The sequence below is a fragment of the Sphingomonas flavalba genome (assembly GCF_047553045.1).
GTDB lineage: Bacteria > Pseudomonadota > Alphaproteobacteria > Sphingomonadales > Sphingomonadaceae > Sphingomonas_L > Sphingomonas_L flavalba_A.
The window spans coordinates 922093-935280 of sequence record NZ_CP180208.1; the positions used below are offsets into that span (position 1 = coordinate 922093).

Here is a 13188-nt window from a genome sequence, read left to right on the forward strand (position 1 = left end):
CTGCGGCTCTAGCAAAGTTCGCGCGCTTTGCCAGCGGGGGATGCGACGGGCAGGGATGTGTTGGTCGACGGCTCGATCGATCGCCGCAGCAGCGCTTCCAGCCAGTCCGTAAAGACGCGCAATCGGCGGGACAGATGGCGGCGGTGGGAATAAACGAGGTGCATTGGCATCGGTGCGGCGCGATACATGGGCATCAGGTCGACCAGTTCGCCACGGTCGATATGCGCCTTCACATCGTAGGCTGGGATCTGGATCAGCCCCAGCCCGGCAAGGCAGCAGGCGATATAGGCCTCCGCATTGTTAGCGGTAACGCGAGCGCGCATCGGTAGCGACCGGTGGATGCCGTTTTCAAGCCATTCCCACGCCTCCGATCCGCCACCGGCTGGCGACGCGTAGCCGACCGCGAAATGGGCGGGCAGGTCGGCCGGGCTTTCCGGCGTGCCGTGGCGGCCAAGATAGGTGGGGCTGGCGACGTTCACCAGCGGCAGGACGCCGATCGTCCGCGCGACCAGGCCAGGTTCGGTGACCGTGCCGACGCGCAGCGCGCAGTCGACACTTTCCCCGATCAGGTCGACCGGCCGGTCTGATACGCCAAGACTGATTGTCATCCCCGGATAAGCGTCCAGGAATTCGCCGAGTGCCGGTGCGACGATCAGCCGGCCGATGCGGCCGGGAACGTCGATCCGCAACGCGCCCGACGGACCTTCCGTACTGTCACGGAACAGCGACTCCGCGTCCTCGACGTCGGCAACAAGTCGAAGGCAGCGCTCGTAGAAGGCGGTGCCGTCCGGTGTTGGGGCAACCCGGCGGGTGGTGCGGTGGAGCAGGCGGGTGCCGAGCCGCGCCTCCAGCTCGATCACCGCCGCCGACACCGAGGAGCGGGGCAGGCCCAGCGTTTGCGCCGCGCGGGTGAAGCTGGCGCATTCGACGACGCGGGCGAAGATACGGAAGAGATCGATCCGGTCCATTCGTCGGCTATCCTGACAGATGATGTCAGAGATTGCAGCTTTATAACAAAGTGCTGGCGAATAATCTGTCTGCTCCAAGCGATCGCCGCAATGAGGAGGGAAAATGGCCGACCATACAATTAAGGGGAAAACCGTACTGATCGCCGGCGGCGCGAAGAATCTGGGCGGGTTGCTGGCTCGTGATCTAGCCGCGCATGGCGCGAAGGCAGTGGCGATCCATTACAACAGCGACGCGGCCCGGCCGGCGGCGGAAGAGACGCTCGCCGCGATCCGCGCCGCCGGCGCCGACGGCTACGTGTTTCAGGCCGATCTGACCGCGGCGGCTGCGCTTGAGGCGTTGTTCGCCGAGGCGCGGCGCGCGATGGGCAGCATCGACATCGCGGTCAACACCGTCGGCAAGGTGCTGAAGAAGCCGATGGCCGAAATCAGCGAGGCCGAGTTCGACGCAATGAGCGCGGTCAATTCCAAGGCGGCCTTTTTCTTCATCAAGGAGGCGGGCAAATCGCTGAACGACAATGGCAAGATCTGCACGCTGGTCACGTCGCTGCTCGGTGCGTTCACGCCGTTCTACGCATCCTATGCGGGGACCAAGGCACCGGTGGAGCATTATACCAGGGCGGCAGCAAAGGAACTGGGCGAGCGCGGCATATCGGTCACCGCGATCGGGCCGGGGCCGATGGACACGCCGTTCTTCTACCCGGCCGAGGGCGCCGATGCCGTGGCCTATCACAAAGGCGCGGCGGCGTTGTCGCCATTCTCGCCGACCGGACTGACCGACATCGGTGACATCGTGCCGTGGATCCGCTTTCTGGTGACCGACGGTTGGTGGATGACCGGCCAGACCATCCTCGTCAACGGCGGCTATACGACGAAATAAGGGCGTCCGGGAAAAGACCTAGCGCGATGCCATCTGGCGGGCGAAGTGGATTTCGAGCGCCTGGCGAAAACCGCGGGCGATGCTGTCGCGGCCTTTCTTCGAACTGATGAACGCCAGGTCTTCGTCATTGGTGATGTAGCCGCATTCGAACAGCAGCGACGGCACGTCCGGAGCCTTCAGCACCATCAGCGACGCCATGCGGTGCGGGGTGGCGCGGAATGGCACGTCGGCTGCCGCTTCGCGCTGGAGAAGGCGAGCGAAGCTGGCGGCGGTGTTCATCGTCTCACGCTGGGCGAGATCGATTAGGATCGAGGCAACGTCGGCATTCTCACCGCTCAGGTTTACGCCGTGGACGATGTCGGCCTTGTTTTCGCGCTGGGCGAGCAGTGCGGCTTCGCGATCGGAAGCGACTTCGGACAGGGTGTAGATCGTGGCGCCGCGGGCATCGATCGACGGCGCGCTATCGGCATGGATCGAGATGAACAGATCGGCGCCAAGCCGCCGCGCGATTTCGAAGCGTTCGCGTAGAACGAGATAGCGATCGTCGTCGCGGGTCAGGGCGACGCGGACGCGTCCGCCCTTGACCAGTTCGTCGCGGATCGCGCGGGCGACGGCAAGGGTGATGTCCTTTTCCCGCGAACCCTTTGTCGGAGACAGGGCGCCCGGATCGTGGCCGCCATGTCCGGCGTCGATTACGACCAGCGGCCGGCTGTCGTCGGACGGGCCGGCAACCGCAGGGAGGGCGACCGCCTTGCGCGGCGGATCGAGCGGGACGGTGACGCTGTAGCGACGGTTGGCGGTGGCGCTGCGAAGCCCGGCGGGCGCCAGGAAGTTGCTGCGCCCCTGTCGCACCGCAGCGATGAAACGGCTCTGGCTGACCGGGCGCAGGGCGAGGGTGAGGGTGCCGCCATCGGCCGAGAAGCTGCCGTCCGCGACGACCACCGGTGCCGACAGATCGAAGACAAGGCGCGCCGTCGTAGGGTTGAAGCGGCCCTGACGGATGCGGACGACGGCGCCGCCGGGGTTGGCCGCCGCGCCCGGTTCGACGCCGGCGACGTCGACGGCAATACGGTTAGGTCCGTCGACCATGAAGGCGGAGGCGCTGGGTATCGGCCCGTCGAAACGGATGGTGATTGCGGTGGCTGTCGCGTCGACGCTACGAATTGTCGCGGCCGCCGCCGGGTGGCCGACAAGGAGAGCGGCGATGATCAACAGCATGGCAGCCATGCCCGTCCCTTGCCGCGTGGATCGTCGAGCGGTCCAGCTCAAAATCATGTCTTCCGCGCTCCCTGACGCGTTTGCAATGCGTTGTTAACCATTCCTCGGATAAAAGTCTAAACACATCGTTAATCGCCCGATGGCGATGACCCGGAAAGGAAATATTCGTGGCCGTGGTTGCCGTTGCGACGGGCCGATGCTAGCTAATGCCAGTACCGGCAGGCGCCGGTTCGAAGATCGCCCGATTTTCCCGGCGATCCATCAGGTTGACGCTGCAATGAGGCATTTTTCCCCCAACGTCCATCGCAAGGCTTCGGCCGGCGGTGCGTGCGGATGGGGGCGTTGGGCGGGCCACGAGTCCGTCCGTGCCCCGGCAGCAGAGGCAATTTCTTTTGTAACCAACAAGACGGCCGCTGTGCCCACCGGCACGGCGCCGCCGTCTCCATTCAACCGCGTGCCGGCGGCGGCCAGTGCCCCGCCCAGGCGCGCCCGGAGTATCATAAATGACCATGCGCATGTTGATCGACGCGCGCCACCGGGAGGAAACCCGCGTGGCCGTCGTCAAGGGAAACCGTATCGAGGAGCTTGATTTCGAATCTGCCGAGCGCAAGCAGCTCAAGGGTAATATCTATCTAGCAAAGGTGACCCGCGTCGAACCGTCGCTGCAGGCGGCGTTCGTCGATTATGGCGGTAACCGCCATGGTTTCCTCGCGTTCAGCGAAATCCATCCTGATTACTACCAGATCCCGAAAGAGGATCGCGAGGCGTTGCTGCGCGAGGAAGCGGAGCATGCCGCCGCCGAGGAGGCGTTGCGTTCCGCCGAGCACGACGACGAAGATGCAGCGGAGGAAGTCGGCGACGGCGACGATGTCGGTGACGATGGTGATAACGGCGATGATGATACGTCGGCTGAGGGCAATGATGCCGGCGTCGACGACAATGCCGCTGAAACCCTCCGCCAGAAGCGAATGAACCTACGTCGCCGCTACAAGATTCAGGACGTGATCCGCCGGCGGCAGGTGCTGCTGGTGCAGGTCGTGAAAGAGGAGCGGGGCAACAAGGGCGCGGCGCTGACCACCTATCTGTCGCTGGCCGGTCGCTATTGTGTGCTGATGCCCAATACCGCCCATGGTGGCGGGATCAGCCGCAAGATTTCCGACGCTGCCGACCGTCGCCGGTTGAAGGCGATGATGGCGGATCTGAACCTGCCGAAGACGATGGGCTGCATTGTTCGCACCGCCGGGCTTCAGCGTACCAAGACTGAGATCAAGCGCGATTTCGACTATCTCGCCCGGCTGTGGGACGGCATCCGCGAGACGACGCTGCAGTCGTCGGCGCCGGCGCTGATCTACGGTGACAGCGACCTTATCAAGCGGGCGATCCGCGACATCTACAACCGCGACATCGATGAAGTGATCGTCGAGGGTGAGGAGGGTTACCGCCTCGCCAAGGATTTCATGAAGCTGCTGATGCCCAGCCACGCGCGGCGGGTGCAGGCCTATGCCGACGCGGTGCCGCTGTTCCAGCGTTACGGCGTCGAGGATCAGCTTTCGCAGATGTACCAGCCGCTGGTCCAGCTGAAGTCCGGCGGCTATCTGGTCATCAACCCGACCGAGGCGCTGGTGTCGATCGACATCAACTCCGGCCGCTCCACCCGCGAGCACGGCATCGAGGCGACAGCCGTTTCGACCAATCTGGAGGCGGCGCACGAGATCGCCCGCCAGCTGCGATTGCGCGACATGGCCGGGCTGGTCGTCATCGACTTCATCGACATGGAGAACAACTCCAACGTCCGTAAGGTCGAAAAGGCGATGAAGGCGGCGCTGGCCAATGACCGTGCCCGCATCCAGGTCGGCCGGATCAGTTCATTCGGGCTGATGGAGATGAGCCGCCAGCGCCTGCGCACCGGCGTTCTGGAAGCATCGACGCGGGTTTGCCCGCATTGCGAGGGCACCGGCCTGGTCCGCACCGCGTCGTCGGCCGGCCTGTCGGCGCTGCGCATGCTGGAGGACGAGGCGGCGCGCGGGCGCGGGTCCCGACTTTTGCTGCGCGCCAGCCAGGAAGCGGCCTTCTACGTGCTGAACCACAAGCGCGCCGAACTGGCCGAGGTCGAGGATCGCTATGGCGTCCGCATCGAGGTGGTGCAGGACGGTGAGGCGGAAGGCGCGCGGATGAGCGTCGAGTCGAGTGGCCCGCCGCCGGCGCATGCCCCGCGCTTCACCCCGCCGCCGATTGAGGAGGATGAGGAGGATTTCGTCGAGGAGGTCGACGAGGAGGAGAACGAGGCCGAGGCCGAAGCAGCGCGTGGCGATGGCGATGGCCGCTCCCGCGGTGAGGATGGCGAGGGACGGGGCCGTCGCCGCCGCCGTCGTCGCGGTCGGCGCGGCCGGCGCGACGACGGCGAAACGAACGGTCAGGATAGCCATCATGACGCCGAGGGCGAGGCGGATGCCGAGCCGGTCGAGGTCGAAGCGGACGACGCAGGCCAGGCAGATGCCGACGCCGCGCCGGAAGGCGCCGGTGACGATGATGGTGGTGAGGGCCGCGGCCGCCGCAGTCGGCGCGGTCGCCGGGGTGGTCGTCGTCGGCACGCTGGCGATGCCTCGGTGGAAACTGCCGATGCGAACGCGGATGCGGATGCTGTGATTGAGGGCGCGCCGGAGGTGGCGGCGGAGCCGGAAGCGGCTGTGCCGGTAACCGCGCCGGTCGAGGAGGCGCCGGTCAAGACGACCCGTCGTCGCCCGCGAGCACGCAAGGCCGAGCCGGTGGAGGAAAACGTGGCTGAGCCGGTCGTGGAACCGATAGCGCCGGAGGTGCCGGAGCCGGCGGCGGAACCGGAAGTTGCCGAGAAGCCGAAGCGCGCACCGCGCCGCAAGGCGCCGGCCAAAACAGCGGCGGCCAAGGCGGTGCCCGCTGAGGTGGTCACGGCGGATACCGCCGCTGAACCGGCGCCGGAGAAGCCGAAGCGGACCCGCCGGGCACCTGCCAAGAAGGCGGCTGCCGCCGCGGCGCCTGCCGAAGCTGAGGCGCCGCCGGCTGCTGTTGCGGCGGCGGAAGCGACGGGCGACGCGGCCAATGACGAGAACGACCAGCCGCGCCGTGGCTGGTGGCAGCGGACCTTCGGCGCGTCGGAGTAAGCGTCGGCGGCCAACGGACGGTCAGGCGTGGTTCAGGCCGTATCGGGCAGGAGTGCGTGATGGCTGGGACAGGTGACCGGGGCGGCGGACTGCACGCGATCGTGCGTGGTCTGCTGACCCTGTGCCTGTCCCTCGCTCTTTCTTTCCAGCCAGCCTTCGCTCAGTCGCTGCTGCGCGATGCCGAATCCGAGGCGCTGTTTGCTGATCTTTCCCGTCCGTTGATCGTGGCCGCCGGGCTCGATCCGCGTAACGTCCAGGTCGTCATCATCAACGACGCCAACATCAACGCCTTCGTCGCCGGTGGCCAGATCGTCTACCTTCACAGCGGGCTGATCGCGGCGGCGGACTCGGCAGAGGAAGTTCAGGGGGTGATCGCCCACGAACTGGGCCATATTGTCGGTGGTCACATCATCCGTATTGGCGAGGGTATCAAGACCGCAACCGGCATTACGCTGGTCAGCCTGTTGCTTGGCGTCGCGGCGATGGCGGCTGGGGCGGGCGAAGCCGGTGCCGGTATCATGGCCGCCGGCCAGCACGCGGCGACCGGTAAATTCCTTGCCTTTACCCGGACCCAGGAGGCGGCGGCGGATGAGGCTGGCGCCTCTTACCTGAGCCGGGCCGGGATCAGCGGGCGCGGCTCGCTGTCGTTCTTCAAGAAATTGCAGAATCTGGAATACCGTTACGGTTACACCATCGACCGCGACAGTTTCGCCTATACCCATCCGATGACCGGCGAGCGCATTCAGTTCCTGATCGGCCGCTATCATAGCGATCCGGCCTGGAACACACCGGCAGACCCGGAGATGGAGGCCCGTTTCAGGCGGGTGAAAGCGAAACTGGTCGGTTTCGTGTCCGATCCTAAGGCGACCCTGCGCAGCTATCCGGAAAGCGACAGGAGCGTCCCGGCCCGCTATGCTCGCGCTTACGCCTATCATAAGTCCGCTTACCCGGAAAAAGCGGTGGCGGAGGTTGATGCGCTGCTCGAGGCCCAGCCGGATGACCCGTATTTTCTTGAGTTGAAGGGACAGGTTCTGCTTGAATCCGGTCGGCCGAAGGATGCGATTGCGCCGTTGCGGGAGGCGGTGGCGGAAACGCGGAACCAGCCGCTGATCGCCGCAATGCTGGGCCATGCGCTAATCTCCACCGAGGACCCGGCGCATTTCGACGAGGCACGCCGGGTGCTGAAGGCCGCGGTGGCGCGGGATAACGACAATCCTTTTGCCTGGTACCAGCTCGGCATCGTCTACGACCGCGAAGGCGACCAGCCGCGGGCTGCGCTGGCGACGGCGGAACGCTATAATCTGATCGATCAGCCGGGGCTGGCGCTGGTCAACGCGCAACAGGCGCTGAATGGTTTGAAAACGGGCACGCCGGACTGGCTGCGTGCCCAGGACATTGTAATGGTCTCCCGCGCGGCGGCCGAGAACAGGAAACGGAGACGATGAGCGGCGGACCGGGTTGGAAATTGCTGGGCGCAGTCGCGCTCGGCTCTGCGGCGGTGACCGCGATTGTCGTGACGGTGGCGATGCGCCCGGCGGATGAGGCGACTGCCGGCAACCAGGTGCGCGCCTATCTGCTCGACAATCCGGAAGTTATCCCAGAAGCGATGGAGAAACTGCACGAGCGGGAGACGGCGAAGGCGATCGCCAGCAACCGCAAGGCGCTGGAAACGCCGTTTGCCGGTGCATGGAGCGGAGCGAAGGACGGCGATGTCGTCCTCGTCCAGTTCTTCGACTATGCCTGTGGTTATTGCCGGGCCAGCCTGCCTGACGTTCAGCGTCTGGTGGCGGCCGACAAGCGGGTGAAAGTGGTGTTCCGCGAACTGCCGATTCTGAGTGAGGCGAGCGAGGATGCCGCACGTGTCAGTCTGGCCGCAGCCGGTCTGAACCGGTTTGGCGCTTTCCACGACGCGATGTACGCAGCCGGTCGTCCCGCTGAAGCCACGATTGAGGCGGCATCGCGCAAAGCCGGGCTGGATAGCGCGGCGGTCACGACGGCCACGCACTCGCCGCCGGTCGAGGCAGAGCTCGCCGGTAATGTCCGCCTGGCGCGGGCGCTGGGCATCAGCGGCACGCCGGCCTGGGTCGTCGGTGACAAGGTGCTGTCCGGCGCGGTTGGCTACGATAGGTTGAAAAAGGCGGTCGATGAGGCGCGGGCAGGGGATTGACCCCCGCTCGGGATCAAATGGCGGCCGGTTGAGCGGCCATCGCACCCGATCGTTTGCTGGTTGAGAGCGGGCGCGAGGCCGGCAGGCGGGCAAGGGCGGTCCAGGTGGCAAGTGTAAGGGCGGCGGCGACGATGCCGTCTGCCGCATAATGCCAGCCGAGATGAACCGAACCGATCCAGATGAGCAGCGCATAGAGCGCGGCAGCAACGCCGAGACGACGATCGCATGCCCAGGCTGCGCAGGCGAACAGCACCGCCATCGCGTTGTGCATTGACGGCATCGCGGAAATGCCAGCGCCCATCGCCATTTCCGGTGCGTGATGAAGCGATAGCAGGGCGTTCTGGTAGACGAGGGCGTATAGTCCGGGCGCGCCCTGGGCGAGGAGGAAGCGGTTCTGGCCGTCAAGCAGGCTGGTCAGCGCGGCAAACCGACTCGGATCGGCCTGAAACGCGCCATAAAAGCAGGGACCGGCCGCCGGCATCAGATAGGCAAGGATTGATCCCTGCACGATCCACAGCAGCACATAGGCGAGCAGATAGCGTTGGCGGAGCCGGGCCTGAGGTGGTGCGAAGGAGCAGAGAGCGACGCCGACGACCATTGGTAGAAACCAGCCGTGATAGGCCATGTCGATGGCTTGTGTTGCCCATGGACTGGGCAGCGCGGCGTGGGTCAGGCGCCAGGCATCGCCGCCGAACAGCAGGCGGTCGGCGGCGTCGGCATAGCCTTCGAACCAGAAGCCCGCCGTCGGCAGGTAGAAGGCCTTGTAGATGTTGTAGCTGCATAGCAGCAGGACGACTGTCAGCAGCGGTGAGAGGACCGACAGCCCGCGGTCTGCCGCCCAGCTTCGCGCGATGAAGCGGCGGGCGATGGCCGATGCGGATGTGCCACTGCCGCCGCGCTGCGCCCTGATCGTGGCGCCGAGCAGGACGCAAAGCCCGACCATTGCCCACACCGAGAAAAGCGACAGCGCATAGCCGGCCAGAAACTGAAGCAGCGCGGGCAACTGCGGGCGGCACAGGGCGACGACGGCGATCATATATGCGCCGGCCAGCATCAATGGAGCATGATCCAGGCGCCAGTTGCGCACGCGGGCATATCCTTTCCCGCGCCCGAATGCCCGATCAGGGCTTTACGTTCGGTTATCGAGGGTCAGGCGCCGTTGTTGTCGACCCCGTCTGCCGCCCCTTGAACCCTTGAGCGATCACGTACCATTCGGACGATTCCTTGCGGCTGGCGGGTGGCTTGGCGTGCTTCACCGTCGCGAAATTGCGTTTCAGCTCGGCAACGAGCGCGTTGTCAGCGCCACCGGCAAGCACCTTGGCGATGAAGGCCCCGCCGGGGCGCAGCGTGTCGACCGCGAACTGCGCCGCCGTCTCGACCAGGCCCATTGTGCGCAGGTGATCGGTCTGGGCATGGCCGACGGTGTTGGCTGCCATGTCGGACAGCACCAGATCCGGCGCGCCGCCGAGTGCTTCGATCAGCAGGTCCGGGGCGCGGTCGTCGGTGAAATCCATCTGGAACAGGATCACACCGTCAAGCGGGTCTGTCGGCAGAAGGTCTATGCCGACGACGGTCGCGTCCGGCGCCAGCTTACGGACAACCTGGCTCCAGCCGCCCGGGGTGACGCCGAGGTCGACAACCCGCTTTGCTCCCTTGATGAGGCGGAATCGCTCGTCGAGCTCGATCAGCTTGTAGGCGGCGCGGCTGCGATAGCCCTCCGCCTTTGCCTTACGGACATAAGGGTCGTTCAGCTGGCGCTCCAGCCAGCGGGTCGAGGCGGCGGTGCGGCCGCGCGCGGTGCGCACCCGCTGGTGGCCGCTGGGGGGGAGGCCCCGGCTCACCAGCCGCATCCGTCGCGCGCCATCAGCGTGCGCAATATGCCTTCGCGAATGCCACGATCGGCGACGCAGAGCCGCTTAGCGGGAAACATGTCCAGAATTGCCTCCAATATCGCGCAGCCTGCGACGACCAGATCGGCGCGCTCTGTGCCGATGCATGGCAATAGCGCGCGTTCTGCAACCGGCAATGCCGCCAGTTGCTGACTGATGCCGCGCATCGCCTCTGCTGGTACGACCAGTCCGTCGATCGCGCGGCGATTGTAACTGGGCAGTTGCAGATGGACGCTGGCAAGGGTGGTGACCGTGCCGCTGGTGCCGAGCAGGCGCGCTGCATCGGTCGCGACAGCCGGCAAATGTGGTGCGAATGGTGCGAAGGCATCGGCGACCCGCGCCCGCATCCGTGCATAGGCGGCGATGCGCCCGGCCTCGTCGGCCTGATCTGTCGGTTCGACCTCGGTCAGTGACACGACGCCCCAGGGGGCGCTGAACCAGTTGACGGCGCGCGGTTGCGGCCCGGTCGTGTCGACGAGGATCAATTCCGTCGAGCCGCCGCCGATGTCGAAGATCAGCGCCGGGGCTTCGCCGGGTTCGAGCAGGGCGCTGCAGCCGAGCATCGCCAGCCGTGCTTCTTCCTCGGTCGAGATGATGTCGAGAGCGATGCCGGTTTCGTGCCGGACCCGTTCGATGAATTGAGCGCCGTTGCTCGCCTGACGGCAGGCCTCCGTCGCCACCGATCGCGCGATGTGGACGCGGCGACGGCGCAGTTTTTCTCCACACACGACCAGCGCGGAAACCGCGCGGTCGATCGCTGCGTCGCATAGCCGCCCGTTGCTTGCTAACCCTTCGCCAAGCCGGACGATACGTGAAAAGGCATCGATGATGACGAAGCCGTCGTCGGCGGGGCGGGCGATCAGCAGCCTGCAGTTGTTGGTGCCGAGATCCAGCGCGCCATAAGCGCGGCGATCATGCAACGAGACCGGGGTCACGGGACGCGCCCTGCGCGGCCGGGTGTCGTCGGCCCGCAGCGGCACCGCAGTGGAAGGGTCCACCATCAAACGGGCCAATCTATGTTTCATCCGGAACGGGGGCGCCGCCGGTACTTGCCCCGACGTTATCCTGTGCCGGGACCAGCGGCAAGCGTGCATCCCGGTGGCATATGGCGAACCGGCAGACACTGTGGGTGCGGAACGACTGTCCTGAAACGGGACAATGGTTTTGGCGTCATGGTTAACTGTTGCTTATTCTGCTGCGGAAAGGGCACGGTGAGAAGCGCTGATCTATTTCATTCAGGGGGTCATTTCATGAAGCTTTCTTTTCTCGCAACCGCTGCCGCCGCTTCACTGGTTGCCGCACCGGCGCAGGCGGCGACGGTGATCGATCTGTTGCCCGTCGGCTTTGGGACTTTCGTCGGGCTGTTCGGAAATCTTGACCCGGCAACGGGCCAGTTCACCGACGAATATGAGTTCACGGTGGCCGATGGTTCGGTGATCAGCACGATCGGGTCGGCCGGGGTCTGGTTTACGGGGACCGCGTTGCAGTTCACATCCGTGACGCTGAACGGGACGCCATTCGACGTTATCACGGACGGCGCGATCGATTTTCGTACGCTGATCGACCTGCCGGTCACTGCTGGTACGCAGAAGCTGGTGGTGAAAGGTATCGCACAGGCCCATGCCAGCTATGGCGGCAAGGTCATCTACACCAAGGGGCCGGGCGCCGCCGTTCCGGAGCCGGAAAGCTGGGCGCTGCTGATCGCCGGATTCGGTCTGGTCGGTGGTGCACTGCGCAGCCGGCGGCGGGTGCGTGTCACCTACGCATAAGCGGCGATAAAGGGGTGTTTCAGGCGCCGCCGACCTGCGGGTCGGCGGCGTTTTTGTGTCGTGCGCGCTACGGTTGAAAGCAGGAAGACAGCGAGCTGCGCTTTCGCCAGATCGGCCGGCCATGCCCCTTGACCGGCCGAAATCCGCGCCTTAGAGCCGCCTCTCCGATGCCCCGTCGTCTAACGGCAAGTGTGACGACGCCATATATCATTCAATGACTTAGCGGATAAAAGCTGTGCGACTATGCGTCTTTTTACGCGTTTCGTCGCACAGCTTTACGGAGCGCACCTCACCGCCATCCCGTTCCGCTGCGCCCAGCGGCAGATCCGCGCCACGGTCAGCCAGCCGCGCTCGCCCCATGCCTCGATCGCTGCGCTGTAGCCCGCCGCCGCCTTGTCGTCGGTGACGATCTCCGGCGGCGCGACCGGCTTGGTCTCAACCTCAAGGTCTGCACGCGCTGGGAAGATCGGCTGGGGCGGCACCCTGTCGCCGCAACCGCTCACAACCGAGAGCGACAGTAGCAGGGCCGGGAGCGCCATCAGGCGCGGCATCGATCGCATCTTGCAGTCCTTTCGTTCGGGCGGCGACAGCCGCATCGTCGGCGCGGCGCTCGATCGCCGCCTGTTCCTTGGCCGCTGCGTCGCGGGTCAGCGCCTTGGTCGACGCCTCGGCATCATGTCGGGCGATCAGCGCCGCATCGTAGCGGCACTTGGCGACGCCCAGCCCGACGATGGCGAGCGCGACCAGCGCCGCGATCACCACCGGCCGGGCCAGCCGCTCGGGGACGCCGGCCGACAGGGCCAGGCGGATCAGCCAGGTCATGCACCCGAACTCCGCGTCCCCACTTTCTGATCAGTCCCTGCCCAGACGAATTCCCCGTCCGGCCCGACGGGGAAGTGGCTGCGGCAATGGGCGCAAAATGTGCCGGTGTAGAAAAGAGGGTCGCGCGCATAGGTTTCGGCCAGCGCAGGTCCCATTGTGGTCGAGCGCCCGCATTTTAGGTGGACATAGGTCCTCCGTTCCGGCTCGACGAAGCCTTTCGCCCGTTCTTCCTCACTCAGCACAACGTAGGCCTTCTGCTGTCCTGTTTGCGGATCGATTTCCCGATGATCCGCAGTCACCGGAGAGCCGTCGGTTAATGTGGTTTTCGCCACGATCAGGTC

Annotated in this window: 13 protein-coding genes; 6 read left to right on the forward strand and 7 right to left on the reverse strand. The window is 65.7% G+C overall.

Annotated features, from left to right (window positions below; translation table 11 throughout):
- Positions 1 to 8: 8 nt before the first annotated feature.
- Positions 9 to 968, reverse strand: a complete 960-nt coding sequence (locus ACMT1E_RS04210) for a LysR family transcriptional regulator (protein ID WP_414902438.1) — start codon at positions 966 to 968, stop codon at positions 9 to 11.
- A gap of 103 nt (positions 969 to 1071) precedes the next feature.
- Between ACMT1E_RS04210 and ACMT1E_RS04215 the strand changes: the two genes are divergently transcribed.
- Complete coding sequence (locus ACMT1E_RS04215; protein WP_414902439.1) at positions 1072 to 1845, forward strand: SDR family oxidoreductase; 774 nt, start codon at positions 1072 to 1074, stop codon at positions 1843 to 1845.
- 18 nt (positions 1846 to 1863) lie between these two features.
- Here the strand turns inward: ACMT1E_RS04215 and ACMT1E_RS04220 are convergent, their stop codons facing one another.
- Positions 1864 to 3120, reverse strand: a complete 1257-nt coding sequence (locus tag ACMT1E_RS04220; RefSeq protein WP_414902440.1) for an N-acetylmuramoyl-L-alanine amidase — start codon at positions 3118 to 3120, stop codon at positions 1864 to 1866.
- 446 nt (positions 3121 to 3566) lie between these two features.
- Between ACMT1E_RS04220 and ACMT1E_RS04225 the strand changes: the two genes are divergently transcribed.
- From ACMT1E_RS04225 to ACMT1E_RS04235, 3 genes are read left to right on the forward strand one after another with little or no spacing between them, the layout of a single operon-like run.
- Complete coding sequence (locus tag ACMT1E_RS04225; RefSeq protein ID WP_414902441.1) at positions 3567 to 6200, forward strand: Rne/Rng family ribonuclease; 2634 nt, start codon at positions 3567 to 3569, stop codon at positions 6198 to 6200.
- A 59-nt stretch (positions 6201 to 6259) separates the two neighbouring features.
- Positions 6260 to 7645: a M48 family metalloprotease gene (locus ACMT1E_RS04230; RefSeq protein WP_414902442.1), complete on the forward strand. Its 1386-nt coding sequence runs from the start codon at positions 6260 to 6262 to the stop codon at positions 7643 to 7645.
- Positions 7642 to 8367, forward strand: a complete 726-nt coding sequence (locus tag ACMT1E_RS04235) for a DsbA family protein (protein WP_414902443.1) — start codon at positions 7642 to 7644, stop codon at positions 8365 to 8367. The genes ACMT1E_RS04230 and ACMT1E_RS04235 overlap by 4 nt, the downstream gene beginning before the upstream one ends.
- 13 nt (positions 8368 to 8380) lie before the next feature.
- On the opposite strand, the gene ACMT1E_RS04240 is transcribed toward ACMT1E_RS04235, so the two are convergent.
- From ACMT1E_RS04240 to ACMT1E_RS04250, 3 genes are read right to left on the reverse strand one after another with little or no spacing between them, the layout of a single operon-like run.
- Positions 8381 to 9454, reverse strand: coding sequence for a phosphatase PAP2 family protein (locus ACMT1E_RS04240; RefSeq protein WP_414902444.1), 1074 nt, complete (start codon positions 9452 to 9454; stop codon positions 8381 to 8383).
- Between the two features lie 52 nt (positions 9455 to 9506).
- A complete protein-coding gene (locus tag ACMT1E_RS04245; protein WP_414902445.1) occupies positions 9507 to 10208 on the reverse strand; it encodes an RlmE family RNA methyltransferase in 702 nt (233 codons plus the stop codon).
- On the reverse strand, positions 10205 to 11257 hold the full coding sequence (locus ACMT1E_RS04250) for a Ppx/GppA phosphatase family protein (protein ID WP_414902446.1): 1053 nt from the start codon (positions 11255 to 11257) through the stop codon (positions 10205 to 10207). Before ACMT1E_RS04250 ends, ACMT1E_RS04245 begins: the two co-directional genes overlap by 4 nt.
- 249 nt (positions 11258 to 11506) lie before the next feature.
- Here ACMT1E_RS04250 and ACMT1E_RS04255 point away from each other — a divergent pair, with 249 nt between their 5' ends.
- Positions 11507 to 12025, forward strand: coding sequence for an FxDxF family PEP-CTERM protein (locus ACMT1E_RS04255; protein ID WP_414902447.1), 519 nt, complete (start codon positions 11507 to 11509; stop codon positions 12023 to 12025).
- A 243-nt stretch (positions 12026 to 12268) separates the two neighbouring features.
- On the forward strand, positions 12269 to 12406 hold the full coding sequence (locus tag ACMT1E_RS04260; RefSeq protein ID WP_414902448.1) for a hypothetical protein: 138 nt from the start codon (positions 12269 to 12271) through the stop codon (positions 12404 to 12406).
- 60 nt (positions 12407 to 12466) lie between these two features.
- Here ACMT1E_RS04260 and ACMT1E_RS04265 read toward each other — a convergent pair whose 3' ends face one another.
- Together ACMT1E_RS04265 and ACMT1E_RS04270 are read right to left on the reverse strand one after the other, a co-directional pair.
- Positions 12467 to 12847 carry a hypothetical protein gene (locus ACMT1E_RS04265; RefSeq protein ID WP_414902449.1) on the reverse strand — a complete coding sequence of 127 codons (381 nt, stop codon included), beginning with the start codon at positions 12845 to 12847 and terminating at the stop codon, positions 12467 to 12469.
- Positions 12844 to 13179 carry a hypothetical protein gene (locus ACMT1E_RS04270; protein WP_414902450.1) on the reverse strand — a complete coding sequence of 112 codons (336 nt, stop codon included), beginning with the start codon at positions 13177 to 13179 and terminating at the stop codon, positions 12844 to 12846. Before ACMT1E_RS04270 ends, ACMT1E_RS04265 begins: the two co-directional genes overlap by 4 nt.
- Between the last annotated feature and the right edge of the window lie 9 nt (positions 13180 to 13188).

Bases quoted from the DNA above. Each gene is read 5' to 3' on its own strand.
- ACMT1E_RS04210 (WP_414902438.1), bottom strand. From the start codon at position 968: ATGGACCGGATCGATCTCTTCCGTATCTTCGCCCGCGTCGTCGAATGC.
- ACMT1E_RS04215 (WP_414902439.1), top strand. From the start codon at position 1,072: ATGGCCGACCATACAATTAAGGGGAAAACCGTACTGATCGCCGGCGGC.
- ACMT1E_RS04220 (WP_414902440.1), bottom strand. From the start codon at position 3,120: ATGATTTTGAGCTGGACCGCTCGACGATCCACGCGGCAAGGGACGGGC.
- ACMT1E_RS04225 (WP_414902441.1), top strand. From the start codon at position 3,567: ATGACCATGCGCATGTTGATCGACGCGCGCCACCGGGAGGAAACCCGC.
- ACMT1E_RS04230 (WP_414902442.1), top strand. From the start codon at position 6,260: ATGGCTGGGACAGGTGACCGGGGCGGCGGACTGCACGCGATCGTGCGT.
- ACMT1E_RS04235 (WP_414902443.1), top strand. From the start codon at position 7,642: ATGAGCGGCGGACCGGGTTGGAAATTGCTGGGCGCAGTCGCGCTCGGC.
- ACMT1E_RS04250 (WP_414902446.1), bottom strand. From the start codon at position 11,257: ATGGTGGACCCTTCCACTGCGGTGCCGCTGCGGGCCGACGACACCCGG.
- ACMT1E_RS04255 (WP_414902447.1), top strand. From the start codon at position 11,507: ATGAAGCTTTCTTTTCTCGCAACCGCTGCCGCCGCTTCACTGGTTGCC.
- ACMT1E_RS04260 (WP_414902448.1), top strand. From the start codon at position 12,269: ATGCGTCTTTTTACGCGTTTCGTCGCACAGCTTTACGGAGCGCACCTC.
- ACMT1E_RS04265 (WP_414902449.1), bottom strand. From the start codon at position 12,847: ATGACCTGGCTGATCCGCCTGGCCCTGTCGGCCGGCGTCCCCGAGCGG.